Raw genomic sequence first — 26,786 nt, forward strand, 5'->3', positions numbered from 1 at the left:
GTTGTAGCCACGCAGGCATTCATGGAATCAGGCACGTTACTGGCAGTGAAGTGCAAAGCGCCCGGACAGATGGAGGGGCGGGAGCGCCTGCCCTGACGTTAGAAAGCCTCTACCTGCGGCTCAACAAGTTTGAGCGCCTTTGCGGAACAGCCCGCGCGGCGGGTACCGGCCGCGGCACGCCGTGCAAACTCGCGCAAACTCCTTGAGGCGGTAACACACAGCACACAAACTCGGTGGCGTAGTCATCCGCTCCCCGATCGGAGGAGAAGCCCCGTGGCGCTACGTTTCCTAGGCAAGGACACCATTGACGGCGGTTCGCCTACGCTGTTCGAGGACGGCGACAGATACGTGCTCCAAGGATGGATCGTTACCGATCCGACCGTGCTCGGCCAGGTCGTCCTCGCTGACCACGAGACCCTCGTCGAGGTGCCGAAGGAGCTGATGGCGTTCCTGCCGGAGGGCGTGGCCGTCCCGACGGAGTCGCCCCTGGTGCTCGATCGCGATGAAACGTATGTGTTCCGAGGGCCGCTCATCACCAATCCGGCTGTGCTCTCACAGCTGGACATGCCCAGCCATGAGACAGTGATCGAGATCCCGAAGACCGCACTGGAGGTGACCAGTGGGCTGGAGCGCCGAAGCGCCGACGTTTGACCAGTGGACCGCGTTGTTCCGCTCGTGCGAGCGGTCGGCGGTCCACCTGGAGATGCGCGACCTGTACGCCGTATCCGCCGAGGACCCGATGTTCTCGGCGTGGAAGGCGGGCCACCGCTACGACCCGACTGATGAGGCGTCGTGGTGGCGGCCGTGGCTGAGCCTGATGCGGGAGACGACCGGTAGAGGCGTGGAGGTCAAGCGGGCCCGGATCGTGTCGGAGCCGGTGACCGAGTACATCCGCTTCGAGTACGACATCTCCTTCACCAACCTCATGGCTGGCGAACAGGGACGGTGGCTTCCTCGCCGCCTGGCGTCCGGGATCGCACTGCCCGGCAACGACTTCTGGCTACTGGACCGAGAGACGGTGCAGTTCAACCACTTCACCGGAGACGGCGCCTGGGCTGGAGTGGAGTGGTGCGAAGATCCCGACGTGGTGAAACTGTGCGCGGGGGCGTTCAACGCGGTGTGGGCAGCAGGAATCAACCACAGCGACTACACGCCCGCCTGATCCCCTGTCGGCACCCCGGTGAGCAGCATCATGCCCTCACCGTCACACGCCGACCTCCAAGCCAAATAGGCCCTGGGCCCACGCGAGAAGCGGGGTGAACCCCTGCGTCCTGAACTGGTGGGACCGCCTGACAGTGGTTCCACCTCAACCCGCCTGCCAGGCTGACCCCCACCCAGACAACACGAAAGGACCCAGACCTTCCGGCCGTGGAACCGGATGCAGCCGCACTACACGCGAAGACTCCCCCCTTACCAGGGGACGAACGGGCATCAACCGGACAAAAAATAGCCACTCACGAACTGAAGAATCGAGGGCAGGCGAGCCACGACCTTGCGCTGACACCCCTCCCACGCCCCCAGACAGCACTTCATTGACAAACGAGTCTCGTGGCACATGCGCCATGCGACCAGAATTGTCAGCAATGCCCGATATCATGATCCTAGGTGTGTCGTTCCATGACATACGTAGGCAGATGAGGGCTCGCGAGGCGAGGCGGTCAGATGGCAGCTTGGTTGGTGATCGCCGTGGACAAGCGCAAGCGCGCTGGCGACGGGTACGACGACGATCCATCTCGCCACTACAGCTGGGATAACAAGGTTCCGAACCACTCAAAAATTGCAGTCGGCGACGTGATCGTGTTGTGGGACAGGGTAGATCTGATCGGGTTGTCGGTCATCGAATACATCGAAACCGGTGAAGGGGACAAGGACGTTAAGTTCTGTCCATTCTGTGGTCGGGCAGATGTCGCCTCACGCAAGACGATGACGCCCGAGTATGTGTGCTGGAAGTGCAACAAGGAGTTCGACCAGCCAGCTACCAAGCGGGTGACGGTCAGGACCTATCGCAGCCGTCACGAAGCCGGATGGATTGACCTGCGCGGCAGCTTGTCGGCCGCTGAGCTACGCCAGTTGTGCGAGAAGCCGAAGTCGCAACTGAGCCTCAGGCCACTGCGGTGGGATGACTTCCGAGTGAGGATCGAAAAGGGTGCGGCGAGAACCCCGCTCGGCCTCGTCGATAGTACGCAAGAGGTCATCGCCGGCGGGCATCGCCGCACCACCGTGCGGGCTCGCGTCGGGCAGCCAGACTTCCGCAGGCACCTGCTGGGCACTTTCGGTGCGACGTGTGCGTTTACCGGCCCAGTACCGGAACAGGCTCTAGAAGCCGCCCACTTATACAGTTACGCCGCCAATGGCCGGCACTACAAGAGCGGAGGCCTGTTGTTGCGTCGTGACCTCCACCGATTGTTCGATTTGGGGCTCATCGCTGTCGACACTGCAACGAAGACGCTAGACGTGTCCACCGAACTCACTGACTACCCAAATTATGCGCGAATGCATGGCAAGCCGCTCTACGTAGCGCTCACCCCTGCCCACCTCAAGTGGCTTAGTGAGCACTGGAGCATGCATCGCACCGCCGCGTAGCCAATCATGCACGCAAACGCCACCCACCGAGACATTTGACTGCGATCTTCATCGTGGCGATCACGTCATCACCACTCTCCTGCCCTAAGCTCAGGTGCGAGGTACTGAGAAGTTTGTTCTTGCGTTGTCCAATTTTAGCAAGCGCATGCATTTTATCACTGATGGATGCCGAGGCTAAGTCTCACAGCTGGCAGGGCCGCCGCCAGCAGGGTCTTGCTCACATGATCCTGCCTTCGCGAAACCACCACCAGTCAAAAGGTGGCGCGGTCGACCTGGTCAGATTTCTCCAGCTAGCACACCGAGGCGGAAAACGGCCCACTCAGAAGAAGTGAACCTTAAGAGCTCGCGGTTGAGGTTCTTCGAGTCGCGTATAGCCTTGGCGCCGTTGGGGAGGTTGGCGATCTCGACGCAGTTGTGCTCTGCGCCGCTGGCGGAGGACTTGCGCCAGGTAGCGGTGGAGAGGTCGTACGCGTAGAGATCGGCGTTGTATCCGTTCATCTCTTGCTGCCTTCTTCCAGTTTCGCGATACGTGCGAGGGAGTCCTCTACTGATAGCGCGGAGGCACGTATGCGTTCAACAGCTTTTGCGAAGGTTGTCGTGTCGTGGCCTTCGACGTAGGTCGCGCCGCTGAGGTTCTCAAATAGCACGAGGTCTGGGATCGGTCCCGGGAAGGTGACGAGGCTGAAGCCGCCCAAGATGCCCGGATGGGCCGTGGAGTCCAACGGCATGATCTGAACGGTCACATTGGGCAGGTCGGCAACATCAAGTAGGCGTCGGAGTTGCTCGCGCATGGTGGCGGGACGTACAGCGAAGCGTTGGTGCAGAGCCGCCTCGTGGATGATCGCCCAGAGTTCCACTGCGTTGCCGGGACGGCTGAGGACGGACTGCCGTGCTTGACGCACCTCGACGAGTGCGGCGATCTCGTCCGGGGTGCGGAAGTGCGTGATGCCCGCGATGTTCTCACGGGCGTACGCCGCGGTCTGTAGCAGGCCGGGGATCAACAGTGGCGACCATTCGCAGATCCGCTCGGCGTCGGATTCAAGGGAGATGTAGTCCGCGTAGGCGGACGAGACTACGCCGGTGTAGGTCTGCCACCATCCCTTCTTGCCAGCGTCCCTGGCCAGACTTTCCAGGGCAGCGAAGACTTCGGGATCGCTCACGCCGTACGCCTTGAGCAAGGCGGCGACCTCCGGCGGGCGGATGGTCGCGGACGCGTTCTCGATCTTGGACATCTTTGGGGCCTTCCAGCCCATAGCGGCGGCCGCTTCGTCCAGGGTCAGGCCGGCCTGGTTGCGGAGGTGTCTCAGCGTCGAGCCGAGGCGACGTCTCCGGACAGTCGGAACCATAGGCGTGTTGGGCATGTGCGCAGTCTGGCACCCCATCACCCAGCGGGATGGGCCCCTTCATCGAATATTGACACCGAGTTAGGTCGAAAGCTTGCGCCCATGACAGGAAAGCCTTCATCATCTACGGAAAGCCAATGTCACACTCAGTAGCAACCTTGCTGCACTAAGTGACACAATCGGATGATTCGCGGAGCCGCGCCCGCGTACAGGAGGGCCACCATGACGGACGAGCAGGCGACAGCGGCGTTGGGGTTCTATCTGGCGGTCAGGCCGGGTGGGTTCGTCGTGCACATGAATGTGTGTGAGGAGAACCTGCGGGCCGTGCGGGAGGTGACGCTCAAGGTCCTGGCCGCTGTCGGGGTCGATACCGAGACCGCCGAATCGGCCCGGCTGATCGCGTCCGAGCTGATCGGCAACGCCGTACGGGCCTGCGGGAACTGGGCGCCGGTCGTCGTCGAGGTCGAGCAGGACGACAAGGGCATCTGGGTCAAGGTCCATGACCCCAACCCGGCCCGCCTGCCCGTCCGCTCGAACACCGCTCCCGACGACGACCAGGCCGAGTCCGGGCGCGGCCTGTGGCTGCTCGACGCGCTCGCCCCCGGCTGGGACGTCGCCCTCACCCCCATCGGCAAGCAGGTCAGATGCCTCCTCCCCGCACCCGAGGCCGTACGGATCAGAATCGCCGGATGAGATCACGCCAACTCCCGCCACACGACGAGCCGTTCGTGACCAGAGCTCGATCATGCGGTTCAGCCGAGCAGACGAATGGGCACTTCAATGGCGACGCGCCAACTGCGTAGGCTGGCGACATGATCGTGTCTGTGGTCTTCGACGTCGGGGAGACGCTGCTGGACGACAGCCGGGAGTTCGGCGCGTGGGCAGACTGGATCGGCGTGCCCAGGCATACCTTCTCCGCGGTCCTGGGAGCGGTCACGGCGGAGGGGCGGAACAACGCGGAGACCTTCGAGTACTTCCGCCCCGGGTTCGACCTGCACCTTGAACGCGCGCTTCGCGAGGAAGCCGGGCAGGGCGAGCAGATTGAGGAGGAGGATCTCTATCCGGACGCGCGCCCCGCGTTGTCCACACTGCGCGAGGCCGGGCTATGGATAGGGATCGCGGGGAACCAGACCGCACGGGCGGCGAAGCTGCTGCGGGACCTTGAACTGCCCGTCGACCAGATCGCTACCTCCGCGGAGTGGGGGGTCGCGAAGCCGGATCCTGGCTTCTTCGCCCGCGTCATCGAGATAGCTCCGGGCGAGCCGGGCGAAATCGTGTACGTGGGTGATCACCGCGACAACGACATCATCCCGGCGAAGGCTGCCGGCCTGCGGACCGCCTTCATCCGCCGAGGCCCCTGGGGACATCTGTGGGCCGAGGACCCCACGGTCCGTGATGCGGCAGACTGGCGGATCGACTCGCTCACCGAGCTCTCCATGCTTCTCGCCCAGCTGGGCTGATTGCTCTTTCCAAGGATGCACCCGCTACGGCGTGAGGGGGATTCACGATCTTCCTCGAAGCTCTCTTGTGGATCGCCGTTCCAGTTGCACCCTTTCGTGACGGCAAATTGCACATTTAGGCATAAATTTCAGAATCATTCTTCTTGGAAAACAACCAGCCGCCGTACGCGCTCATGGCCCGTTATGCTGCCGCCGTGGACGAGCGGGGAGCGAACGGAGGCGGTCTTGGTCGAACTTGCTGACTGGCGCGGCCTGGTACGCGGACGCACCGACGACTACGATGCCCTTCGCTTGGTCGCAGTCGTTACCCCTGGCGGGCAAAGCTGGGCCAGCCCCTTCCGAGCCGTCGCCGACGACGGGAATGACTACTTCGTCAAGACCTTGGAGTCCTGCCGACGAGACTGGGCGCGGGGATCAATCGCCATCGAGTACATCGTGGGCAAAGTAGGCAAGCTGGTCGGGGCACCGGTGTGTGACAGCACCTTGATCCGAATACCCGAGGAGTTCACGGGCGACGAAATCCGTCCCGGCATCCCTCTTATTCCGGGCATCGCCCACGCCAGCAAGGCCCTGGAGCACGCTGACGAGCAGCGCCATCACCTCGCATACCGCGACCAGGATCACAATCACGTCCGGCACGTCGGGCTGTACGCTCTGCACGACTGGTGCTATGGGATGACGCCCAGTGGCTGTATGACCTCGACGATGACCGATCGATCTACTCGCATGATCATGCCCTGTACTTCCCTCCCAGCCACGGCGTCATAGACGACGAGATTCTCAAACTGTCCGCTGACGAACCGAACGTGCTGCCGGATGCGCCGGAGGGGTTGGCTCCAGAGGCGGTTGAGGCTGTTGCCAAGGCCTTTGAGACGATAGATCGTGATGCTCTCGTCAACATCCTGCGTGCCGTGCCAGCATCGTGACCTGTGAGCGACGAAGCTTTGGCGACGCTCGGTTGGTTCCTGGAGATATCGAGCACCTGCTGTGGCACATCGTCTTCGAGCGCTGGTCTGAAGGGAGTGTGAAAAACCAGTGAGCAGATACATCTACTCGATCGTTCGCTGTCTCCCTGATCCGCGCACTGGGGAGTTTGTGAACGTCGGTGCTATTGCCGGTGACCCGAACACGGGCGACTGGGCCGTCCGGCGCCTGAGCAACACTGAACGGATCAAAAGGTTCGCGCTACCTACGGCCATCGACGTTACCGACCGATTCTTGGTCCGGCTGAGCAGTGAAGTGGCTGAGGCGCGCGAGGTGCTGGAAACGGAGGGTAGCCACCCTTTCGCCGATGACTGGCTGCTCCAACTCCATCATGATCATCGAAATATCGTGCAGCTCAGTCCACCGGCCACCATCGTCGCTGGGCACGCGGAAGCAGCCCTGGATGTCATCTTCGACCGAATGATCATCGATCCTGCGACGCAACCACGGCAGGTCACCGTCGGCAAAGATCGAGTCGTGCAGGATCTCCGAAAGGCCTATCAGCAGGCTGATATACCAGCACACCTTCTAAGACCTAAATCTGACGTATTCATCGGCGACAAGCTGCACTCCACCATCGACATAGCCATCGCCAACGGCAAAGCCGTACAACTGGCACAAGGCTGGTCCTTCCGAGTCGCCGGGGTGGAGAGACTCCTCACGCAGGTGAAAGCCTGGGGTTTCGCACTCGAACGCCTGCGTCGCGGCGATCAAGCTCGGATGCTGGACGCTCAAGGCCGATCGAGTGAAGTCGCCCGGGACGTCGACCTGCAAGTGGTGATCGCAACGCCAGAGACGCCTCAACAGGAGGCAACCTACGAAGAGGCAGAGCAGGTCTTCCGTGCTCTGGGCGCCGATGTTCATTCCGTGGAAGACGTTGGCGCTGTAAGCGCCCAGGCGGCGGCCCTCGTCCGGAGGCTGCTCTGAACCGCACGCGTATCGACGTGGATAGCAGCTGACCTGCGGCGGCCTTGGCATCGAGGTCGTCAAGGCGGAGCCTCTTGATCTCCGAAAAGGTGAGCCCGAGCAGGACAACGCGCGGTAGCCATAAGGCCGGCCGCCGGATCGGCGGTCCCCGTTGGCCGAACGCTCCCGAAGCCGCGCCCCCGATGCGTCTTCGGCGCCGACCGTACGTTCTTCGTGGTCAACGGTAACTCCACCGCGAACCGCGTCGTCGGGCACCACGCGAACGCCCGCGACAACACGGTGCTGGTCGACCGCAACTGCCACAAGTCGATCCAGCTCGCGCTCACCATCACCGGCGCCCGTCCGGTCTACCTGGTGCCCGAGCGCAACGGGCTCGGGCTGGCGGGGCCGGTCCCCCCGGCCGCCCTGGGAGCCGGCGCGGTGCGTGAGCGCCTGCGCGGTCATCCCCTCGCCGCAGGGGAGCCGACCTACGCGGTGATCACCAACTCGACGTACGACGGGCTGTGCTACGACGCGGTACGGGTCGGCGCGTTGCTGAGCGGCAGCGTCCCCCGGCTGCACTTCGACGAGGCGTGGTTCGCCTACGGCCGGTTCCACCCGCTTTACGCCCGCCGGTACGGCATGGCGGTCGACGAGGGGACGCTGCCGGGTCCGGACCGTCCGACCGTGTTCGCCACGCAGTCCATCCACAAGCTCCTGGCGGCGCTTTCGCAGGGGGCGATGCTGCACGTCCGCCCCGCCGAGCGGGCCCATCGGGACCCCGCCGGGCGTCACTGGATAGAACGGCCTGATCCACTCGGGACGAAGCCCCTGGAGCCCCGGCCGGTAGAACACGCTCGGCCGTGTCGGTGGTCAGCGCGTCTGGGTCTTCTGGTCGCGGAGCGCCTGCGCGACGGCGTCCCGTACGCGGGCGTCCTCACGCAGCTTGCGCCGTGCGCGCCTGCGGCGCAGGACGAGGAACGCCACGGCGATGACGGCGATCAGCACGACGACCAGCAGCGACCGGCTTGAGCTCGCCGCTGACCCGCAGTTTGACCCGGATGCCGAGGCGCCGGTCCACGGTTCCTGGAGTATCGAGGCACCTGCTGAGCTGATCACGCATAGGGTCGGGACGTCCTCGGTCGGCGGCCTGGCACCAGCACCTCTTGTATAAGTCCAGCTATAGTAGCTGTGATTATTCATAGTTGGAGGGGGGCGTGCGTGGACAAGCCCAGTGGGATGTTCGATCGGGACTTCGAGTGGGCGGAGCTGAGTCGCTTCGCTGCTTACTCGGCCCCCAAGGCGACCCTTGGGGTGGTCTCCGGGCGTCGCCGGCAGGGGAAGACCTTTCTGCTCGACGCGCTCACCACTGCGACCGGCGGCTTCATGTTCACCGGCACCGAGACCACCGAGGCCGACGCGCTGCGGCAGTTCGGGGACGCGCTGGCCGCGCACGTCGGCGAGCCCGGTCCGTTCCGCTTCGCCAACTGGGACGAAGCCGTGGCTCGGCTCCTGCGCATCGCCGCCACCGGGCCCACCGTCGCGGTCATCGACGAGTTCCCGTTCCTCGCCAAGGCCTCCCCAGCCCTGCCCTCCATCATCCAACGCGCTCTGGATCCCACCGCCCAGCGCGACAACACTCCCGTCCGCCTGCTTCTATGCGGGTCCGCCCTGTCCTTCATGGGGCGCATCCTGTCCGGCAACGCGCCGCTGCGCGGCCGCGCCGGACTTGAACTGGTCGTGCCCACCCTCGACTTCCGCCTCGCCGCCCGGTTCTGGGAGATCGCCGACCCGCGCACCGCCGCGCTGACCAACGCCGTCGTGGGCGGCACCCCCGCCTACCGCCGTGAATTCACCCAGGGTGACACCCCCGCCGACGCCGACGACTTCGACTCCTGGGTCGTCCGTGCCGTCCTCAACCCCGGCCGCCCGCTCTTCCGCGAAGGCCGCTACCTGCTCGCCGAAGAACCCGAGCTTCATGACACCGCGCTCTACCACTCCGTGCTGGCGGCGATCGCCGACGGCAACCACAACCGCGGCGGCATCGCCTCCTACCTCGGCCGCAAGTCGACGGATCTGGCCCACCCGCTCGCCGTCCTCCAGGACGTCGGCATGATCACCCACGAGCAGGACGCCTTCCGCCGGAACCGCTCCGCCTACCGGATCGCCGAGCCCCTTCTCGCCTTCTACCACGCCGTCATGCGGCCTGCCTGGGGCGATCTGGAACGTCCAGGCCGTGCACCGGACGTCTGGCGTCGGCTGCAACCGACCTTCCGCAGCAAGGTCGTGGGACCTCACTTCGAGCGCATCTGCCGCGAGTGGACTCGCTGGTACTGCGACTCCGGAACCATAGGCGGCTTCCCGTCGAACGTGGCCAGCGGTACCGTCCCCGACTCGGCCAACCGGACAGCTCACGAGGTCGATGTCGCGGCCTTCGGCCAGGACGAGACCGGCCGCGAGCGACTCCTCGCCATCGGCGAATGCAAGTGGAACGACATCATGGGCCTCGGACACTTGCGCCGGCTCGACCAGATCCGCGGCCTGCTCCGCGCCCGCGAAGGCGTCAACGCCGAGCGCACACGGCTGCTCCTGTTCAGCGGCGCCGGCTTCAGTGACGACCTCCGCGCCGTGGCCCGGCACGACGCCGCCGTTCAACTTGTCGACATGGGCCGGCTTTACACAGGTGCGTGAAGCACAGAGGCGATCAGTGATGCTCTGACCCCTCACCCCCTGAAGCACCGGCCTGCGAGTCTCCTGATCCGCGCAGTCTCCTCGGCGGCGCCGCGGAAGCTCCCCGCCTATCCGACGGCCGCATCAGATAGGGCGTCCGTTGTCGCTGGGGCGCGTTCGGTGTCGGTTTGGTCACCATACAGCTACAGAGGGTGATGGTGAGGCAAGCTGATAGCAGAGCTGCACAGTCCCCCGACCATGGAGTGTCGTATGGAGCGAACTGTCCTTGCCGCTGTCACGGAGCGGTCTGATGCCGATACGGCGCTCGCTGAGCAGTTGCGCCGGGTGTGTGCGTCGATGGATGAGTTCGGGATACAGGTGCGCTGGACGCATCGGGCCGAGGACGCGCTGGCGGTGGTCGGCTCGGACGCGTCGCTGACGGCGGTGCTGGCGGCGTGGGAGGCGCCGGGTGCCGAGGAGCTCCTGGGGGCGGTGGCCAAGCGGTTCCGCGGCCTGCCGGTCTTCCTGATGACCTCGGAACAGGAGCTCCCGCTGTGGGTGTACGAGGTGATCCACGGCTACGTCTTCCCGCTGGAGGACACTCCGCGCTTCATCGCCGGGCGGATCGCCCACGCGGCCGATCGCTACGCCGAGAAGATCCTTCCGCCGTTCTTCGGCGCGCTCCGGCGTCTGGAGGACCACCATCAGTACTCGTGGCACACCCCGGCACACGCTGGAGGAGTGGCGTTCCTGAAGTCGCCGGTGGGACGGGCGTTCTTCGACTTCTATGGTGAGCGGCTGCTGCGCACCGACCTGTCGATCTCCGTCACCGAGCTGGGCTCGCCCCTGGAGCACACGGGCCCGATCGGGGACGCCGAGCGCAACGCCGCCCGTGTTTTCGGCGCCGACCGCACGTTCTTCGTGGTCAACGGTAACTCCACCGCGAACCGCGTCGTCGGGCACCACGCGATCGCCCGCGACGACACGGTGCTGGTCGACCGCAACTGCCACAAGTCGATCCAGCACGCGCTCACCATCACCGGTGCCCGTCCGGTCTACCTGGTGCCCGAACGCAACGGGCTCGGGCTGGCGGGGCCGGTCCCGCCGGCCGCCCTGGAGGCCGGCGCGGTGCGTGAGCGCCTGCGCGGCCATCCCCTCGCCGCTGGGGAGCCCACCTACGCGGTGATCACCAACTCGACGTACGACGGGCTTTGCTACGACGCGGTACGGGTCGGCGAGTTGCTGAGCGGCAGCGTCCCCCGGCTGCACTTCGACGAGGCGTGGTTCGCCTACGGCCGGTTCCATCCGCTTTACGCCCGCCGGTACGGCATGGCGGTCGACGAGGGGACGCTGCCGGGTCCTGACCGGCCGACCGTGTTCGCCACGCAGTCCACCCACAAGCTCCTGGCGGCGCTTTCACAGTCGGCGATGCTGCACGTCCGCCCAGCCGAGCGGGCGCCCGTGGACTACGACCGGCTCAACGAGACGTACCTGATGCACGCCTCCACCTCGCCGCTCTACCCGGTGATCGCCTCGCTGGACGTGGCGGCGGCGATGATGGACGGCCCGTCCGGGCGGTTCCTCACCGGGGAGGCGATCACCGAGGCGGTCCGCTTCCGGCAGGCGATGGTGCGACTGGCCGCCCGCATCCGCGACGACGGGCGGCGGCCGGACTGGTTCTTCGGCGTCTGGCAACCCCCCTCGGTCACCGACCCGCGCACCGGCCTGACCGTCCCGTTCGCCGAGGCGGACCTGGCCCTGCTGTGCGGCGAGCCCGCATGCTGGACGCTGGAGCCCGGCGCCGCCTGGCACGGGTTCGACGGGCTCGCCGAGGGTTACTGCCTGCTGGACCCGGTCAAGGTGACGATCACCTGCCCTGGCGCGGACGCCGCCGCGGGGACCCTCGATTGGGGCATTCCCGCCCGCATCGTGGCCGCCTACCTGGAGCGGCGCGGCATCGTGGTCGAGAAGACCGGCGACCACACCTTGCTGGTGCTGTTCTCGATGGGCGTCACCAAGGGCAAATGGGGCACCCTGATCGACGCGCTCACCGACTTCAAGAACGCCTACGACGACGACCTGCCCCTCGCGGAGGTGCTGCCCGGCTTCGGGCCGTCCGCGACCTCACCTGAGCCGAGCGCCCTGAGGCCGTCCAGCGGCTCTCCCGCGCCCGGCTCCACCTCGCTGCGGCGGTTCTGCGCGCAGGCCCACGACAGGCTGCGCGACTCCGGTGCCGGCACGCTGCTCGACCAGGTCTTCACCAGCCTTCCCGAGCCGGTGATGACCCCGGCCGACTGTTACCAGGCGATGATCCGATCGCGCACCGAACGTGTCCCGCTCGCCGGCCTGCCCGGCCGTATCGCCGCCACCACGGTCGTGGTCACGCCCCCCGGGATCCCGATGCTGATGCCAGGGGAGGCGACCGGGCCCGCTGACGGACCCCTGATGAGGTACCTGCGAGCGCTGGAGGACTTCGACCGGGCGTTCCCCGACCTAGCCACCGACATCCACGGAGCCCATCGGGACCCCGCCGGCCGCTACTGGATAGAAGTCATGTCGGCCTGATCCACTTGGGATGAATACGAACAGGTGCACTCGTCGAGGTGGGCGGGTGATCAGTGCGCCTGCGTCTTCTGGTCGCGGAGCGCCTGCTCGACGGCGTCCCGTACGCGGGCGTCCTCACGCAGCTTGCGCCGTGCGCGCCTGCGGCGCGCGAGAACGAGCGCCACGGAGATGACAGCGATCAGGACGACGACCAGCAGGAACAGCGTCCACGGTACGGCCCAGCCGTCCGTCGTGGCTCGGACCGGATCAAGCGAGGTGGTGGAGCCCGACGCGTCGGTGAGCAGGGGCATGAGGGTCGTGGTCGCGGCCAGCCTGACTCCGGGTGCCACGCCGTGGACGGGCACCGTCACCTTCCAGCTCTCGCCCGGGAGCAGCTCAGGCGGCGAGGCGATCTTGCCCGCTTCGGTCCCCAGCCACCCGAACGGGCCCGAGACCGCCACCGTCTGCTGGGCCGACAGGATGGCGTTGCCGGTGTTGTGGACGCTGTAGCTGACGGTGGCGTCACCCTTGGCGAACGGGTTGCCTGAGCCGGCGTAGTCGACGTGGAGGTTCTCGATCGCGAGGATCGGCTTGAGCTCGCCGCTGACCCGCAGCTTGACCCGGATACCGAGGCGCCGGTCCACGTTGACGCTCTCGGTTCCGCCGGGCTGCGTCAGGGAGGTGAGGATGCCGCCCACGTAGTCGCCGGGTGTGGCGTTGCCCGGAACGGTGACCGTGAAGGGGACCTTGACGGTCTGCCCGGGCGGGATCGTGACGCTGTCGCGGTCGGCGTGGACCCAGGCGCCGATTCCGACGGACTTCTTGTCCTTGAGGAGGAGGTCGAGCTGGCCCGTGTCGGTGGTGAAGCCGTCGGCGGCGTAGACGGCGAGTTTGAGCGGAGCCTTGCCGCGGTTGGCGACGACCATGGCGTCCTTGACCAGTCCACCGGGGTTGACGGCATGGCTGAAGCTGGACCGATCGGCGCCGTAGCTGTTCGAGTCCGTCCTGACCGTCCAGGTGACGTTGCCGTCCTCCGCCAGAGCGGGGCCGGCGGACACGCCGGTGACAGCGAAGGCGGCGAGCAGGGCCAGGGCGGCGGTGCGAACGAGGGCGGCGGCGGTGGTCTTCCTGCGCGTTACGGGCGCGTGCATCTCAGGGTCCTCGGGCGATCTTGGGCGGCTGGAACGAGCGGCGGGCGTGCGGCGAGTGGGCGAGCGGCGGGTGGGGCGGATGGAACGAGTGGCGGGGTGGGCACCAGAAGGCGCCTACCCCGCCAGGGAGAACAGGTCCGGTCAGCTGCTCAGCGCAGTGATCGTGAGGGTGGTGCGGTAAGCACCCTTCTGGACGCTGCCCGGCATCTTCAGGTCCAGGTCGGCGCCCAGCTTGGCCGTGCCCTTGGGGTGGCCCTGGCTGGCCCAGCCGAGGCCGCGCGAGACGGACAGGCCCTGGCCACGGTCGTCGTAGGCGGAGGGCACCGACCCGCTGGCCTGAGCACCGGCGCCGTCCTGGAGGACGCGCGGTGTCCAGCCGAGGTAGGCGCCGGAGAACTTCTTGCCGGCGTCCTGGAAGTCACCCACGCTGGCCGAGATCGACCACGGGGCGAGCGAGCGGCGGCTGTCCGACACGATGAGCGGGTTGATCTGGCCGGTCGCCCCGAAGTAGTCGCCGTTGTTGTCCTTCGCGGTGCCGAGGTCCACCAGGCCGTTCTGGCCGTCGATCGTCCAGCCGAACTCACCCGGAGCGGCGTCGGGCACGTTGACCTGGAGGGTCTGGCCGTCGCCGTGGTACGGGTGCACGGTGACCTTGTCGACGATCGAGCCGACCGGCTGACCGCCGGGGGTGTTGGAGCAGGGGAGGCCCTTCTCCACCGCCGCGTTCGGAGCCGCGCAGGTGCCGCTGCGGACGTTCTCGACGACGAGTTTGTCGTTGCGCACCTGGACCTTGACGTAGGAGCGGACGTGCTCCTGGTTCTGGACCGAGTTGTACCAGTAGCTGGTCGGGTTCAGGGGGTCGGCGCCGTTGCCGGCGCCACTGGTGGCGCTGCTGTCGGGAGCCGTGATGTCGTAGTACTTCGAGCCCGAGGCCGAGTTCGCCGTCACGTAGAGCACGCCGCCGGGACCGGCGTAGACGTCGGCTGTGCCGGGCTTCTCAGCCGGGTCCGCCTTCTGGCTGTTCTTGATCAGGTAGCTGCGGGAGTAGGCGTGGTCGTGGCCCTGCAGCACCAGGTCGACACCGAGCTTGGAGAAGGTGGTCGGGAGGTCGACGCGACGCACCTTGGCGTCGGAGTCCTTGGCGTGGCTGGCCGGCGAGTAGATCGCGTGGTGGAAGACGAGCACCTTCCACTTGGCCTCGCCACCGTGCTGGTTGATGACGTCGGTCACGTAGGCGAGGTGCGCCGCGTCACCGCCACCACCCTGGGAGGTGGCGTAGCTGTTGCTGTTGATGTCGATGTACAGCACATCCTTGTAGATGTACCAGTAGTTACCGCCGGACGTGTTGGACGCCGGGTTTCCGTTGGCGTACAGCGGGCCCGAGTTGTCGGTGTTCGGGGTGAACAGGTGCTGCTCGTAGGCCTTGCCGCCGACGTCGTGGTTACCGATGGTGGCGGCCCACGGGTACTGCCGCAGCTTGTCTGGTGCGAGGAAGGCGTTCCACTGGGACTCGGTGTTGGCGGTCTCGACCTGGTCACCGCCCGACACCAGCAGCTCGGAGTCCGGGTTCGCCGCGAGCGCGACGTCCAGGGTGTCCTGCCAACCGGCCTGGTCCTTCGCCACGTCGCCGGACGAGCCGATCTGCGGGTCGCCGAAGAACAGGAAGTCGTAGTCGCCCTCGAAGTCCTGCGTCTTGAAGGAGTACGCCGGGGACCAGTTGTCCTCGGTGCCGACGCGGTAGGAGTACGTCGTGTGCTCCTTCAGGCTGGTGATCGTCGCGTGGCGGTTGAAGCCGCCGCTGGTGGCGATGTTCGCCTTGCCGATGGCGTCGAAGGTGGCGGCGCCGGCGGGGAACTCGCCGTTGACGAGCGCCGCGGTCGGGGCGAGCTGGACCTTCTGTGCGGTGTCGGCCGAGGAGTACCACGTCACGGTGCGCTGGGACTCGTTGGCGCCCACGCCGAGGATGATGCCGGTGAGTGTGGTGGTGTCGGCAGCGCTGGCGGGGGATGCCAGACCGCCGCCGACGATCGCGGCCAAGCCCAGGAATGCCGCTACGGCCCCCGCGGCCACGCGGCGCCGCACGGGGCCGGGGGACTGCGTCAAGGTGCCCAATGTCATGTTTACGTCCTTTTTCGCACAAGATGCGGAGAAGCGGCCCTCAAGGTTTCGCCACTCGGTGAAGCGACCGTGAATGCGGTCCGGCGGGTTGGTGGAGATTCCCAGAAGATCTGCGCGTTCAGCCCCCGAACACCCGTTGTACGAACCAGACCAGCCCCATGACGGACACGCCCAGAGAAATCACGCCCGTCGCCCAGAGGCCGGCCGTCGGCGCACGGTGACGCAGCACGGCCAGCAGTGGGAAGACGACGGCGATGATCGCCAGCTGCACGACCTCGATGCCGACGTTGAACACCAGCAAGGACCACAGCAGGGTCCACGACCACGCCTCGTCGATCCCCAGCGCGCCCGCGAAGCCCAGGCCGTGTACGAGGCCGAAGCAGAACACGACCCCGAGGCGGGTCCAGCCCGCACGGTCCAGGCTGAAGTGACCGTGTCCCTCGGTCTTGAGGTCGGCGGCGTGGCCCCCGCGCCGCCAGATCCGCCACAGATGCCAGCCGGCGACCGCGGCGATCGACAGCGCGATGACGGGCTCGACCACCCTCGCGGGCACATGGACCAGACCGAGGGCGGCGAGCATGAACGTCACCGAGTGCGCCAGGGTGAAACTCGTGGCCGCGAGCACGATCTCACGCAGGCGCCGTGACCCGGCGATGAGCGCCAGCAGGAACAGGATGTGGTCGATCCCGCTCAGTAGGTGCTCGGCGCCCAGGCGGAAGAACTCCCAGAACCGCTCGTACCACGACTGACCGGTCGAGAAGGATGGGTGATCGGCGTCGAGCGCGGCACTGCCCGAGCGGTCGTCGATCTTGTAGGTGACGATCGTCTTGGTGCCGGTGACGTACTTCTCCGCGTCGGGGAACAGCTCGCTACGCACCTCGTGACCGTCGCCCGGCGCAGGACAGGTCCAGTCGAGCAGCAGATCGGCGTACGGCACGCCCTCCCGCTCGCTCATCGTGAAGTCGCCTGCCCGTGTCGGCGTGCAGGCCTTGCCGTCCGAGGTGACCGAGAATCGCTCGGTGACATACGTGACGGCCGACTCCGCATGGGTGTTGAGCGCCGCGGCCTGTCCGTCGGTGTCACGGGCGTCGAACGCGGCGGTTCCCGCCTTGAAGAGGGGATCGTCGTCCTCGTAGTCGGCGGCGGACACGACGAAGAGGTCGTATTCGAGCTCCAGCATCGTACGTACGTGACCCCCGTCGCCCGCGGTGAGGTGGACGTACACGGTCGACGTGAACCCGTGGGCGAGCGCCGGCCCTGCACCCAGCAAGACGATCACCGCCGCAGTGATCACGGCGACGGTATGGCGGACCCGTTTTGACATGTGACTCCTTCAGTAGCCAGAGCACGTTGCACGCCACGGGTGAACAGGAGCCGACTCACCGGCGAACCCCGGAATAAAAGACCCCAGAACTACCCTCAGAGCTTGAAAGCGGCATGAACTGGGATAGGAGGATGTACGCGCACCATCCGCCACCACTCGGAGGACGATCGTCTTGCGCCCCCCGCTTCGGGCCGTCGCCGCGCTGGCCTTGGCCGCCGCGCTGGTCACCGGATGCAACCTCGGCGACGACTGGTCGCGGCCGCATCCCAAGCCCGCCGCCGTCGGCACTCTCGGCCCGGGGTTCACCGACTCCTCCGCCCCGCCCCACCCGGAGGCGACCCTCACGCCGCGGCCCGGCACCTGGGCCGGGGTCCACCCGTCGAAGGGCTACCGCGTGGTGCTGCTCACCGCGGGTGACGACCGCCCGACCAAGGCCCTCGTGACGGCGGTCGAGGACTGGGCCGAGGAGGAGCGCGTCGACCTCAGAACGGTGGTCGCCGACGACGCGTCCGACCTCGTTCCCAGCATCATCAGGGCCCTTGAGATGGGCCCGGACCTCATCGTCAGCGCGGGCAACGACCTCGTCGACCCCCTCACGCTGGTCACCCCGAGCCACCTGTCACAGCGGTTCCTCGTCGTGGGCGCGGAACTGGCCGAGCCCACCCACAACGTCACCGCGGTCGACTGGGCCGGTGCGTCGTTCCGTGGCGAAGGGCTCGGCATGTCCTCGACGTACGACCCCGACTCGTTCACCACCGTGCGCTGCGCGGCCGCCATCAGGGCGGGCGTCGCGGCCGTGCTCAACGACCTGACCGGCATCGTGATCTGGCTCGACTAGCTCCGGCGGAGCGGGTGCGGTCAGCGCTTGACGGCTCTCAGCACGACGAACCTGGGGTCGCTCGCGGCGACCTCGCAGTTGCCGAAGAGCCGGCGCAGCTTCGCGTGGTAGCCGAGATGCCGGTTGCCGACCACCCACAGCTCGCCGCCTCGGCGGAGTGCGGCGCGTGACCCGTTGAACATGCGCCAGGCCGTCGCGTCGGTCGTCGCGCGGTGCGCGTGGAACGGCGGGTTGTTCAGCACCAGGTCGACCGTCCCCGCCGGTACGTCCGACATGCCGTCCGCCTCCAGGAACGCGGCGGTTGTGCTCGCGTCCACGTTCGCCCGGAACGTGGCCTCGGCCGAAGCCAGCGCCTGATAGGACTCGTCGATGAAGGTCACCTGGGCTTCGCTGTTGGTCAGTGCCGCGGCGAGCCCGGTCACCCCGTTGCCGCAGCCGAGGTCCACGACGTGTTCGCGTCCACGGCGCTGCGGCAGGTTCCGCAGGAAGAAGCGGGTGCCGACGTCGAGGCGGTCGGCGCAGAAGATGCCCGCGTGGTTGGTGACGGTCAGACCCGAGACGGCTCCGATGCCGGTGGGCAGCGCGTAGCTCCGCGGCCATGGGTTGGTGCTCGGGGGGAGCGAAGGGTCCGGTGAGCAGAAGATCAGCCGGGCCTTCCTGACCGCCAGCGATGTCCTGGTCGGCCCGAGGATCCGTTCGAACAGCTTCAGCGTCGAGGTGTGGATCTCGGTGACCATCCCCGCGCCGATGACCACGGTGCCCGGGTGCAGGTGGGGGGCGAGGCGGTGCAACTGGTCCTCAAGGAGCGCGAGGCTCTTGGGCACTCGGATGAGCAGCACGTCGATGCGGTCCGGTGGCGCGTCCCTGGTCGTACGGAGGCGCACCGCGTCCGTGGCGACCCCGTTGCGCTCCAGGTTCGCCAGGGTCGCCTCCTGGCCGAGGAAGGAGTCGCCGACCTGCACGGGGCGGTGATCGGCGAGCGCGGTGACCAGGGCGCCCCACCGGTCGCCCAGCACGACCACGGTGCCCGACAGGTCTGTCGGTCCGCCGTCGATTCCGTCGAGGGCCCGCAGCAGGTATTCGTCGGCGGCGTCCCAGGCGCGAAGCGGGTCACGGGGGTCCTCGGGGAAGCGCGTGAGGTCGAACTCACCTCTCGACGTCGTCAAACGGTTCATCGCACCTCAAGGCTAGCGAGTCGCGCGACGCGCTCGTCACATCCTCACCCGCCAGGCGCCGATCGCGGAGTGGTCCCAACCTGCTTCGCCCGCGAGGGGAGGTCCGTGGAGTGGGCCCCGTCCATTCCACGGACCTCCCCGATGAGGTCACCCGAGGGCCTCGAAGAAGGGGCCTCCTGGCAGAGAACCCGCAGTACGGCCTGCCCGGCGGGCCGCCGGGCAGGCCGTACAGGTCCTCAAGGGGTGGCGAGGGCCTCGGTCGGGGGCATGCGGGCGGCGCGGACCGCCGGGTAGAAGCCGGCGATGCCGCCGATGATCAGCGTCGCGACCACGCCGCCGACCATCGCCCAGGCAGGGATGATCGACGGCCAGCCCTGGGAGGAGGCGTAGGCGATGGTCACGCCGATGCCGAGGACCACTCCCCCGATGCCGCCAAGGGCCGACAGCAGTTGCGACTCGGCCAGGAACTGCAGCCGGATCTGCCCCCGGGTGGCACCCAGGGAGCGGCGGAGGCCGATCTCCGCGCGCCGCTCCAGCACGGAGATGACCATGGTGTTTGCCACGCCGACCCCGCCGACCAGGAGCGCGACGCCACCGAGGCCCAGCAGCAGCGCGTTGAGCGTCGCGTCGGTGGCCTGCTTGGCGGCGAGCACGTCGGAAGGACGGGAGACGTTGACCTCGTCGGGGTGCTCGGGGTTGGCGGAGGCGGCCAGCACGTCCCGCACCTCGACCACGTGCTCCTCCTCGGCACGGGTGTAGACGGTCGTCGGGTAGCCGTCGAAGTCGAGCCGTTCCTCGGCCACCGGCCAGCCGACCAGGGCGGAGGTGTCGAGCTCGGGGGCCAGGGGCACCGGGGCTAGCACACCGACGACGGTGAACCACTGGCCTCCGAGCCAGACCCGCTGCTCGGGTCCCGCCTGGGCGACGCCGAGCCGGTCGGCCGCCCTCGACCCGAGGACCACCGCCGGGTAGCGGTGGGTGGCCCCGTTGAGCCAGGTGCCGCTGACGACCGTCGCCCCGACGTCCGTGAGCAGGTTGAGGCGGGCGGCCTGGACCCCGATGCCACCGGACTGGGACTCCGGTATGTGGTCGTTGCGGTAGACCTTGGCGCTGGTGGTCCCGGTCGCGGTCACCGACGTCACCGGGCCGATCTGGCCGATCATGCTCTCCGACTCGGAGGGCAGGTGGGACCCCTCACCGAACATGGAGTTACCCGGTGAGATGGTGAGCAGGTTGGTGCCGAGCGCGGAGAGCTGCCGGTTGAGGTCCTCCTGGCTGGAGGCGGAGATGCCGACCACGCCCAGCATCGCGGCGATGCCGATCGCGATGCCGAGTGCGGAGAGGAACACCCGCAGCGGCCGTGACCGCAGCCCCGCCCCGCCGACCCTGAGCACGTCGCGCGGGCCGAGGCGGGTGGGCGTCAGCCGCGTACGCTCCTTGGAGATGGTCACCATGCCGTCCCTCGCCTGGTCTGTGAGCTGAGGGGCATCCGCCCGGCCTGGACTGCGACGGTCATCATGCCGGCACCCGGCCGGCCCGGGAGTCGTGGACGACGCGGCCGTCCAGCATCTCGATCTGCCTCGGCAGGGCCGCCGCGATGTCCCGGTCGTGCGTGATGATCACGACGGTGGTGCCGGCCTGGTGGAGGTCGCGGAGCAGGGCCATCACGGCGCCACCCGATCTGGAGTCGAGGTTGCCGGTGGGTTCGTCGGCGAGGAGCAGCTCGGGGTCGCCGACCACGGCGCGGGCGATGGCCACCCGCTGCCGCTCGCCACCGGACAGCTCGTGCGGCCGGTGGTCGAGGCGGTGCCCGAGGCCGACCCTGTGCAGTATCTCCGTCGCCATCCTGCGCCTCCGCTTGAGGGGGACGCCGGAGTAGAGGAGCCCGTCGGCGACGTTGTCCAGCACCGGCACCCCGGCGGTGAGGTGGAACTGCTGGAAGACGAAGCCGATCGTGCTCGCGCGCAGCGCCGACAGCTCACGGTCGGTGAGCGTCGCCACGTCGTGGCCCGCGATGCGCACGGTGCCGCCCGATGGCCGGTCGAGGGTGCCGATCATGTTCAGCATCGTGGACTTGCCGGAGCCGGACGGGCCCACGATGCCGACCAGTTCGCCGTACCCGATCTCCATCGTGGCCCCGCGCAGGGCCGCCACCTCCCCGGCGTAGAGCTTGCTGACCTCGCTGAGGGAGACGATCACTTGGGCACCACCACGGTCGCGCCCTCGTCGACCCCGGTGACCTCCACCTTGCCGTCGGCGAACATGCCCGTCCTCACCGCCGCATAGCGGGTGGCCGGGCCCTCCACGACCTGAACGCCGTACCCGCCCTCGGCCAGCGCGAGCAAGGCGTTGACCGGCACGACGAGCACGTTCTTCCGCCGCGCCGAGACGATCTCGACGTCGACAGGGGCGGTGTCGTAGGTGTCGAGCTTCTTGCCGGCGCGGATGGAGACGACCATCTCGACCGTGGTCGTGGTCTCGTTCTGGGTGGAGTGCTCGGTGGCCACTCTGCCGATCTTCTTGATGGTGCCCGGGACGGTGGAGCCGTCCGGCAGTTCCACGGTCGCCTTCATCCCCTTCTTGACCAGATGCCGGTCGGCGACGTCCAGCGGGACGGTGACCTGACGGGTCGTACCGGTGTAGGTCAGCACGGGGCCGCCGGCGGTGGCGCCGAGCGAGGTCTTGAGCTCGGAGACCCGGAACGCGCCGTCGTGGACGACGACGGCGCCGGGTTCGACCCGGCCGGTGACCGGGACGCCTATGTCCTCCTGCCACCGCTTCACAGCTTCGCGGGTGGTCCAGGTGAACTCGTCGTCCACGGTGAAGCCGTCGTAGCCGAGCTTGGCCAGGTTGGTCTCCAGCAGCCTGACGTCCTTGCCCTCGACCCCGTTCTGCAGGGTGCGGTAGAGGGGCATGCTCCCGTACAGGAGCGGGACCCGGTCGGCGTCCACGCTGTAGGCGGCCCGGCCCCGGGTGACGACGGCGCCGGCGGCCGGCAGCCAGGTGATCGTGCCCTGGCGGGAGGTGGCCGAGACGGTGGCGGTGTCGCCGTAGCCGAGGGTGCCGTCGACCGTCTCGGTCTCGGTCAGAGTGGTACGGGTGACCTGGGCCGTCGCCGGGGGCGTCCGCTGGGCGACGGGCGTGCCGACGTCGCCCCCCACGCCGATCGCGGCCGCCACCGAGGCGGCGAGCACCGCTCCGCACCCCACGGCCACCGCGACCTTCCTGCCCCGCCCGCGCCGCCGCCGCGGGGGCGCCTCCGGTTCGCCCGTCGCGCTCACGGGCCGCTCCGTGCGCGTGTCACTCACCCTCAGGACCCCGTGACACTGACAGACCCGCCTTGGGGGCCCAGCTTGTCGCGGCAGGCCTCCTGGGCCTTCTTGAACGTCGGGTCGTCCGGCTGGACCTTGCTGTCGGGGCCGCCGATCATGATGCCACCGCCGTGGGCGAAGTCCGGGTCGGGCATGTCGACGCCGTTGTCCCGCATGCACTGGGTGAAGGCACGCATCTGTTCCTGCCGCTCGGGCGTCATCTCGGGCCCCTTCTCACCGAACGAGGTCTTGCTGCGGCAGTCCTCCATCGCCTTGTCCGCCTTGGCCTGGTCAGCCTTGGGCACCTCGATCTTGACGCCGCCACCCATGCCCGGCTCGGGGTCGGCCATGTCGATGCCGTGGTCCCGCATGCACTGGGCGAATTGCCTGGCCTGTTCCTGGGGGTCGACCGAGGCGGTCGGGGAGGCGCCGGTCGAGGAGGGGGACTTCGTGCCCTGCACCGAAGCCACCCCACCGGAGGTGGCCGGCTGTCCGCATCCGGCGGCCAGCGCGAGGAACGCCACCGCTACAAGTGTTCTTCTCATGGCCCGAATGCTGCCGAGCGCGGATCGGAGCGACCCCTGAGCTACCTCGGAGGAACCTCGGAATCCACCAGCGGAAGCAGCACCCGGAAAACGGCGCCCTCTCGCTGGGAGGTCGCAACGTCTTCTCGGGAGCTCGCAAGGTCGCCTTGAGAGGTCGCATGGTCTTCTCGGGAGGTCCCAACGTCTTCTCGGGAGGTCGCACCGTCGCCTTGGGATGTCGCACCGTCGCCTTGGGATGTCGCGAGCTCGACGCGCCCGTCGTGCGCCCTGACGATCCCGGCCACGATGGCGAGCCCGAGCCCCGCCCCGCCCTCGGCGCGCGAGCGGCTCTGGCTGACCCTGTAGAGCCGTTCGAAAACGCGCGGGGCGTGGTCCTCGGGTATCCCCGGGCCGGTGTCGCACACCTCCAGCACTCCCATGAGCTGGTGCGTCGCGTCACCGACCGCGGCGGCCGGTGAGGCGGTGGCCCTTCCGGCGCCCACCCGGACGGTGATCTCCGCGTCCGGCGGGGTATGGACGAGCGCGTTGGTCACCAGGTTGGCCGCCACCTGCCGCAGCCGGGCGTCGTCGCCCAGCACCATGACGGGGCTCAGCGCGGAGCCGAGCCCGGTGAGCCGTATCCGCCGCTCGGGGAGCCGGGCACGCGCGTCGCGGACCGTCTCGACCGCGATCTCCAGCAGGTCCACGGGATGGGTGTCGAGGGGACGTTCCTCGTCCAGATGCGCCAGCACGAGCAGGTCGTTGACGAGCAGGCCCATGCGGGTGGCCTCGTCCTCGATCCTGCGCATGGTCTCGTCCATGGGCGGCCCCGGCGGGGTGCCGCCCCTGCGGTAGAGCTCGGCGAAGCCCTGCACCGAGGTCAGCGGGGTCCGCAGTTCGTGCGACGCGTCGGCGAGGAACCGGCGCATCCGCGCCTCGGACTCGATGCGCGCGGCGATCTCCGACTCGACCCGGTCGAGCATCACGTTCATCGCGACCCCGAGACGGCCCGGCTCGGTGTGCGGGGCGGTCTCGGGCACCCGGCGGCTGAAGTCGCCCTCGGTGATCTGCGCGGCCGTCTCCTCCATCCGCGTCAGGGGGCGCATGCCGAGCCGTACGAGGGCGGCGGCGGCCAGGCCGAGCAGGAGCAGCACCACCGCCATGACCGCGGCGTCGATGGCCATCAGCCACCGCTGCGTCGCCTCGATCTCGGCCAGCGACGCCGCCACCACGACGATCTCACCGCCGGGGAGCTCCATCGCCTTCACCCGCCAGGACGGCCCGTCCGTGCCTGGCACGGTGTAGGGCTTGCCCCTCTGAATCTCATCGAAGGAACCGAGCTCCGGCCTGTTGGGGAGGGCACCTCGAATCTCCGCGGCCAGCTTCCCGTCCGAGGTGAAGAGATAGAACCTCCTGTCGCCGATCATCTGTTGGACGATCTCCTTCTCGGACACCTGGATCTGGATCCGCCCCTTCTCCGTCGATCCGGACATCGGGAACGGCAGGCCCTGCTCGGGCAGCATCACGAGCCCGGTCGTGGCCGGCGAGGCGGTGGCGTCGAGCTGATCGTCCAGCCGGGCGACCAGGTAGTTGCGCAGCAGGCTCAGGCCCACCACGTTGGACAGCACCAGCGCGACCGCGGTCAGCGCCACCGCCGCCACCACGAGCCGGGCCCGCAACGTCCAGCGCCCCGGCCGCCGCAACCGCCGCCCGAGCTCTTGTGCGAACGACCTCACGCGTCACCCTTTCGCGGCAGCTTGAGCGTGTAGCCGACGCCTCGTACGGTGTGGATCAGCGGCGGATCCCAGCGGTCGATCTTCTTGCGCAGGTAGTAGACGTAGGACTCGACGATGCTGGAGTCCCCGCCGAAGTCGTAGCGCCAGACGCTGTCGAGGATCTGCGTCTTGCTCACCACCCGTCCGGCGTTGGTGAGCAGGTAAGCCAGCAGGTTGAACTCGGTCGGCGACAGGTCCACCGGGACACCGCCGCGCCGCACCTCGTGCGCGTCCGCGTCCAGCTCCACGTCGGCGTACCTGAGCAGGTGGTCCGTGGACGGCCCGGCCGCCCGGCTCCTGCGCAGGATGGCCTTGATCCGCAGGACCACCTCCTCCAGGCTGAACGGCTTGGTGACGTAGTCGTCCGCGCCGAGGCTCAGCCCCTGGACGCGGTCCTCCACGGTGTCCCGCGCGGTCAGGAAGAGTACGGGCACCTCACCGAGCCGGCGCGCCACCTCGAAACCATCCAGATCGGGCAGCATCACATCGAGGACGACGATGTCCGGATCGAACGCCGCCGCTGCCCTCAACGCGTCGGTCCCGCACTCCGCCGTCTTCACCTCGAACGACACCAGGCGCAGGGTCTGCGACAGCAGAGCGAGGATGTTCGGCTCATCGTCAACGACGAGAACCCTGTCGGGCCGGTCCATAACCTCTACGTCTACCCGAACTACCTCAACGCCAGCTCAAAGCAAGCAGATCCACCCGCCTCGCCCATCCCCCTGAGTCGCGGGAAGGAACGCTCAGCCGGGCACACTCCGCCGTCGCCTCCATAGGCCACGACCAGGAATCCGACGCGCCCTGGGCACCGGAACGAACTCAAAGAGCGGTTACGGCCTGCTATATATGAGCGATGATTCGATAACATTGACGCAAATTACGGCCCGTGTGACGCTATAACTGCAAAGGTGCCCATAATGGGAAGGCGCGACGCATGAACACGCCATGGGAAGCGGAGACCGGAACGAAATTCCTGCGTAGAATCGGCAAGTCGATGCGCGAGCTGGGAAGCACGGCCAACACCGACGGCTGCCCCGACATCTGGGAGATGGAGAACGGAGACATAGCCGTGGTCGGACGTGACGTCACAGCGAGCTATGCGGGCAGGCTTCCCAGTGACGTGACCATTCGCGCGGACGAGCGCCTCGTCATGATTCCACGACACCTTCTCACCAGCGCGAAGCCGGATATCCCAGATGCTTGACCAGCTCAGCCGCCTTCCAGCGCAGGACCTCGATCTCGGCGCCTACAAGAGCGACTTCCAGGACAATTTCTGGAAGGCCGACGTGACGTGGAAGCTGGAGAGGCAGGTCACTTTCAAGGAGCCTTCCTCGCCCAGTTGGGTGGCGATGGCAGAAGGCGAGTGGAAGAAGTCTCTGAGGCTCGCTGAGGAGATGCGTGCCGGAAGGATGGAGCATCAGCGCGAGCTCGACCGCCACGGCATCGTACAACGACGAATCCGATTCATCTGCGAGCCACCGACACCGTACCTCCAGTGGGAGCTACACCTGCTCGCCATCTGGGCAGAGCTGGGTGAGCAGATACGAATCCTCCCCGCCGAGACCATCTCGCACCTGGAGACGCGGAGCGTACTGCCGGAGGTCGTGGTGCTGGGCGACCGCTCGACAAGCCCGGTCATGTACGACATCCAGTACACAGACGGTGTTCTGGTCGGCGCGCGCAAGTTCACCGATCTCGATCTCATCCACACCTGCCGCCGCGAGATCAGCGCCCATTGGGAACGCGGAGAAGACATCCGCCGATACTTCCCGAGGAAGATCAGATACCTTCCCCCACCCGCACGCCAGGGGGTATGAAAGGCGGCATGACCGCCCAGACTCGTCAGCTCCCAGCAAGGCTCAGACCGCTAACAGGTCCACCTTCCATGAGTCGACTCGTTCCCGTCCTGACAGTCCTGCTCGTGCTTCTAGCGGTAGCGCTGGTAGCGCTGTCCCCTCTCGCGCTCGATGTGCTCGACGATGGCGTGTCGCCGGCCAGGCTTATGGGACCACCGAGGGTGGTTTTCTGCCACGAGCATGGGACCACCCGGTTGCCAGTGATGGGACCACCCCGCGTGTCG

Annotated in this window: 26 protein-coding genes; 14 read left to right on the forward strand and 12 right to left on the reverse strand. The window is 67.5% G+C overall.

Annotated elements, in window-relative coordinates; all coding sequences use genetic code 11:
- The first annotated feature begins 273 nt into the window (after nt 1-273).
- The 3 genes from ACGFIV_RS30295 (at nt 274) to ACGFIV_RS30305 (ending at nt 2,583) form a co-directional block, all read left to right on the forward strand.
- A complete protein-coding gene (locus ACGFIV_RS30295; RefSeq protein WP_392838336.1) occupies nt 274-651 on the forward strand; it encodes a hypothetical protein in 378 nt (125 codons plus the stop codon).
- Nucleotides 620-1,162, forward strand: a complete 543-nt coding sequence (locus ACGFIV_RS30300) for a DUF6879 family protein (RefSeq protein ID WP_392838337.1) — start codon at nt 620-622, stop codon at nt 1,160-1,162. The genes ACGFIV_RS30295 and ACGFIV_RS30300 overlap by 32 nt, the downstream gene beginning before the upstream one ends.
- 524 nt (nt 1,163-1,686) lie before the next feature.
- Entirely contained in the window at nt 1,687-2,583 is an 897-nt protein-coding gene (locus ACGFIV_RS30305; protein ID WP_392838338.1) for an HNH endonuclease, read from the forward strand.
- 276 nt (nt 2,584-2,859) lie between these two features.
- Here the strand turns inward: ACGFIV_RS30305 and ACGFIV_RS30310 are convergent, their stop codons facing one another.
- Both ACGFIV_RS30310 and ACGFIV_RS30315 read right to left on the reverse strand, forming a co-directional pair.
- Nucleotides 2,860-3,081, reverse strand: coding sequence for a DUF397 domain-containing protein (locus ACGFIV_RS30310; RefSeq protein WP_392838339.1), 222 nt, complete (start codon nt 3,079-3,081; stop codon nt 2,860-2,862).
- Nucleotides 3,078-3,944 (reverse strand): helix-turn-helix domain-containing protein, encoded by an 867-nt coding sequence (locus ACGFIV_RS30315; RefSeq protein ID WP_392838340.1) that lies wholly within the window; start codon nt 3,942-3,944, stop codon nt 3,078-3,080. The genes ACGFIV_RS30310 and ACGFIV_RS30315 overlap by 4 nt, the downstream gene beginning before the upstream one ends.
- A 204-nt stretch (nt 3,945-4,148) precedes the next feature.
- Here ACGFIV_RS30315 and ACGFIV_RS30320 point away from each other — a divergent pair, with 204 nt between their 5' ends.
- The 8 genes from ACGFIV_RS30320 to ACGFIV_RS30355 all read left to right on the forward strand — a co-directional run bounded on the left by ACGFIV_RS30320 (nt 4,149) and on the right by ACGFIV_RS30355 (nt 12,511).
- On the forward strand, nt 4,149-4,619 hold the full coding sequence (locus tag ACGFIV_RS30320; RefSeq protein ID WP_392838341.1) for an ATP-binding protein: 471 nt from the start codon (nt 4,149-4,151) through the stop codon (nt 4,617-4,619).
- 119 nt (nt 4,620-4,738) lie between these two features.
- A complete protein-coding gene (locus ACGFIV_RS30325) occupies nt 4,739-5,386 on the forward strand; it encodes an HAD family hydrolase (RefSeq protein WP_392838342.1) in 648 nt (215 codons plus the stop codon).
- Nucleotides 5,387-5,569: 183 nt separating this feature from the next.
- On the forward strand, nt 5,570-6,154 hold the full coding sequence (locus ACGFIV_RS30330) for a HipA family kinase (RefSeq protein ID WP_392838343.1): 585 nt from the start codon (nt 5,570-5,572) through the stop codon (nt 6,152-6,154).
- Nucleotides 6,052-6,312, forward strand: coding sequence for a hypothetical protein (locus tag ACGFIV_RS30335; RefSeq protein WP_392838354.1), 261 nt, complete (start codon nt 6,052-6,054; stop codon nt 6,310-6,312). The genes ACGFIV_RS30330 and ACGFIV_RS30335 overlap by 103 nt, the downstream gene beginning before the upstream one ends.
- Nucleotides 6,313-6,421: 109 nt before the next feature.
- The gene (locus ACGFIV_RS30340) at nt 6,422-7,297 is read left to right on the forward strand and encodes a DUF3037 domain-containing protein (protein ID WP_358552213.1); all 876 of its coding nucleotides are present in this window, start codon (nt 6,422-6,424) and stop codon (nt 7,295-7,297) included.
- 120 nt (nt 7,298-7,417) lie between these two features.
- Entirely contained in the window at nt 7,418-8,308 is an 891-nt protein-coding gene (locus ACGFIV_RS30345) for a hypothetical protein (RefSeq protein ID WP_392838353.1), read from the forward strand.
- 189 nt (nt 8,309-8,497) lie between these two features.
- Entirely contained in the window at nt 8,498-9,967 is a 1,470-nt protein-coding gene (locus ACGFIV_RS30350; protein ID WP_392838344.1) for an ATP-binding protein, read from the forward strand.
- Between the two features lie 249 nt (nt 9,968-10,216).
- Nucleotides 10,217-12,511 (forward strand): Orn/Lys/Arg decarboxylase N-terminal domain-containing protein, encoded by a 2,295-nt coding sequence (locus ACGFIV_RS30355; protein WP_392838345.1) that lies wholly within the window; start codon nt 10,217-10,219, stop codon nt 12,509-12,511.
- A 50-nt stretch (nt 12,512-12,561) separates the two neighbouring features.
- Here the strand turns inward: ACGFIV_RS30355 and ACGFIV_RS30360 are convergent, their stop codons facing one another.
- From ACGFIV_RS30360 to ACGFIV_RS30370, 3 genes are all read right to left on the reverse strand, one after another.
- The gene (locus tag ACGFIV_RS30360) at nt 12,562-13,641 is read right to left on the reverse strand and encodes a WxL protein peptidoglycan domain-containing protein (RefSeq protein ID WP_392838346.1); all 1,080 of its coding nucleotides are present in this window, start codon (nt 13,639-13,641) and stop codon (nt 12,562-12,564) included.
- Between the two features lie 141 nt (nt 13,642-13,782).
- Nucleotides 13,783-15,759, reverse strand: coding sequence for a fibronectin type III domain-containing protein (locus tag ACGFIV_RS30365; RefSeq protein ID WP_392838347.1), 1,977 nt, complete (start codon nt 15,757-15,759; stop codon nt 13,783-13,785).
- Between the two features lie 118 nt (nt 15,760-15,877).
- On the reverse strand, nt 15,878-17,083 hold the full coding sequence (locus ACGFIV_RS30370) for a HupE/UreJ family protein (protein WP_392838348.1): 1,206 nt from the start codon (nt 17,081-17,083) through the stop codon (nt 15,878-15,880).
- 172 nt (nt 17,084-17,255) lie between these two features.
- Here ACGFIV_RS30370 and ACGFIV_RS30375 point away from each other — a divergent pair, with 172 nt between their 5' ends.
- On the forward strand, nt 17,256-17,921 hold the full coding sequence (locus tag ACGFIV_RS30375; RefSeq protein WP_392838349.1) for a hypothetical protein: 666 nt from the start codon (nt 17,256-17,258) through the stop codon (nt 17,919-17,921).
- Between the two features lie 20 nt (nt 17,922-17,941).
- Here ACGFIV_RS30375 and ACGFIV_RS30380 read toward each other — a convergent pair whose 3' ends face one another.
- The 7 genes from ACGFIV_RS30380 to ACGFIV_RS30410 all read right to left on the reverse strand — a co-directional run bounded on the left by ACGFIV_RS30380 (nt 17,942) and on the right by ACGFIV_RS30410 (nt 25,356).
- A complete protein-coding gene (locus ACGFIV_RS30380; protein ID WP_392838350.1) occupies nt 17,942-19,096 on the reverse strand; it encodes a methyltransferase in 1,155 nt (384 codons plus the stop codon).
- Between the two features lie 236 nt (nt 19,097-19,332).
- Nucleotides 19,333-20,547 carry an ABC transporter permease gene (locus ACGFIV_RS30385; RefSeq protein ID WP_358552237.1) on the reverse strand — a complete coding sequence of 405 codons (1,215 nt, stop codon included), beginning with the start codon at nt 20,545-20,547 and terminating at the stop codon, nt 19,333-19,335.
- Between the two features lie 64 nt (nt 20,548-20,611).
- Nucleotides 20,612-21,292, reverse strand: coding sequence for an ABC transporter ATP-binding protein (locus ACGFIV_RS30390; RefSeq protein WP_358552272.1), 681 nt, complete (start codon nt 21,290-21,292; stop codon nt 20,612-20,614).
- Nucleotides 21,292-22,377 (reverse strand): peptidoglycan-binding protein, encoded by a 1,086-nt coding sequence (locus ACGFIV_RS30395; RefSeq protein ID WP_358552239.1) that lies wholly within the window; start codon nt 22,375-22,377, stop codon nt 21,292-21,294. Before ACGFIV_RS30395 ends, ACGFIV_RS30390 begins: the two co-directional genes overlap by 1 nt.
- Before the next feature lie 29 nt (nt 22,378-22,406).
- Nucleotides 22,407-22,952: a hypothetical protein gene (locus ACGFIV_RS30400; protein ID WP_358552241.1), complete on the reverse strand. Its 546-nt coding sequence runs from the start codon at nt 22,950-22,952 to the stop codon at nt 22,407-22,409.
- 41 nt (nt 22,953-22,993) lie between these two features.
- A complete protein-coding gene (locus ACGFIV_RS30405; RefSeq protein WP_392838351.1) occupies nt 22,994-24,667 on the reverse strand; it encodes a sensor histidine kinase in 1,674 nt (557 codons plus the stop codon).
- Entirely contained in the window at nt 24,664-25,356 is a 693-nt protein-coding gene (locus tag ACGFIV_RS30410) for a response regulator transcription factor (protein WP_358552244.1), read from the reverse strand. Before ACGFIV_RS30410 ends, ACGFIV_RS30405 begins: the two co-directional genes overlap by 4 nt.
- 284 nt (nt 25,357-25,640) lie before the next feature.
- On the opposite strand from ACGFIV_RS30410, the gene ACGFIV_RS30415 reads away from it, so the two are divergent.
- Both ACGFIV_RS30415 and ACGFIV_RS30420 read left to right on the forward strand, forming a co-directional pair.
- Nucleotides 25,641-25,910 carry a hypothetical protein gene (locus tag ACGFIV_RS30415; protein ID WP_358552246.1) on the forward strand — a complete coding sequence of 90 codons (270 nt, stop codon included), beginning with the start codon at nt 25,641-25,643 and terminating at the stop codon, nt 25,908-25,910.
- Complete coding sequence (locus tag ACGFIV_RS30420; RefSeq protein ID WP_392838352.1) at nt 25,903-26,523, forward strand: DUF6879 family protein; 621 nt, start codon at nt 25,903-25,905, stop codon at nt 26,521-26,523. The genes ACGFIV_RS30415 and ACGFIV_RS30420 overlap by 8 nt, the downstream gene beginning before the upstream one ends.
- Nucleotides 26,524-26,786: the final 263 nt, after the last annotated feature.

Source organism: Sphaerisporangium sp. NPDC049003 (genome assembly GCF_043197795.1).
Classification (GTDB): domain Bacteria; phylum Actinomycetota; class Actinomycetes; order Streptosporangiales; family Streptosporangiaceae; genus Sphaerisporangium.

Bases quoted from the DNA above. Each gene is read 5' to 3' on its own strand.
- ACGFIV_RS30355 (WP_392838345.1), top strand. From the start codon at position 10,217: ATGGAGCGAACTGTCCTTGCCGCTGTCACGGAGCGGTCTGATGCCGAT.
- ACGFIV_RS30415 (WP_358552246.1), top strand. From the start codon at position 25,641: ATGAACACGCCATGGGAAGCGGAGACCGGAACGAAATTCCTGCGTAGA.
- ACGFIV_RS30360 (WP_392838346.1), bottom strand. From the start codon at position 13,641: ATGCACGCGCCCGTAACGCGCAGGAAGACCACCGCCGCCGCCCTCGTT.
- ACGFIV_RS30410 (WP_358552244.1), bottom strand. From the start codon at position 25,356: ATGGACCGGCCCGACAGGGTTCTCGTCGTTGACGATGAGCCGAACATC.
- ACGFIV_RS30370 (WP_392838348.1), bottom strand. From the start codon at position 17,083: ATGTCAAAACGGGTCCGCCATACCGTCGCCGTGATCACTGCGGCGGTG.
- ACGFIV_RS30330 (WP_392838343.1), top strand. From the start codon at position 5,570: ATGCTGCCGCCGTGGACGAGCGGGGAGCGAACGGAGGCGGTCTTGGTC.
- ACGFIV_RS30400 (WP_358552241.1), bottom strand. From the start codon at position 22,952: ATGAGAAGAACACTTGTAGCGGTGGCGTTCCTCGCGCTGGCCGCCGGA.
- ACGFIV_RS30325 (WP_392838342.1), top strand. From the start codon at position 4,739: ATGATCGTGTCTGTGGTCTTCGACGTCGGGGAGACGCTGCTGGACGAC.
- ACGFIV_RS30420 (WP_392838352.1), top strand. From the start codon at position 25,903: ATGCTTGACCAGCTCAGCCGCCTTCCAGCGCAGGACCTCGATCTCGGC.
- ACGFIV_RS30380 (WP_392838350.1), bottom strand. From the start codon at position 19,096: ATGAACCGTTTGACGACGTCGAGAGGTGAGTTCGACCTCACGCGCTTC.
- ACGFIV_RS30365 (WP_392838347.1), bottom strand. From the start codon at position 15,759: ATGACATTGGGCACCTTGACGCAGTCCCCCGGCCCCGTGCGGCGCCGC.
- ACGFIV_RS30315 (WP_392838340.1), bottom strand. From the start codon at position 3,944: ATGCCCAACACGCCTATGGTTCCGACTGTCCGGAGACGTCGCCTCGGC.
- ACGFIV_RS30320 (WP_392838341.1), top strand. From the start codon at position 4,149: ATGACGGACGAGCAGGCGACAGCGGCGTTGGGGTTCTATCTGGCGGTC.
- ACGFIV_RS30310 (WP_392838339.1), bottom strand. From the start codon at position 3,081: ATGAACGGATACAACGCCGATCTCTACGCGTACGACCTCTCCACCGCT.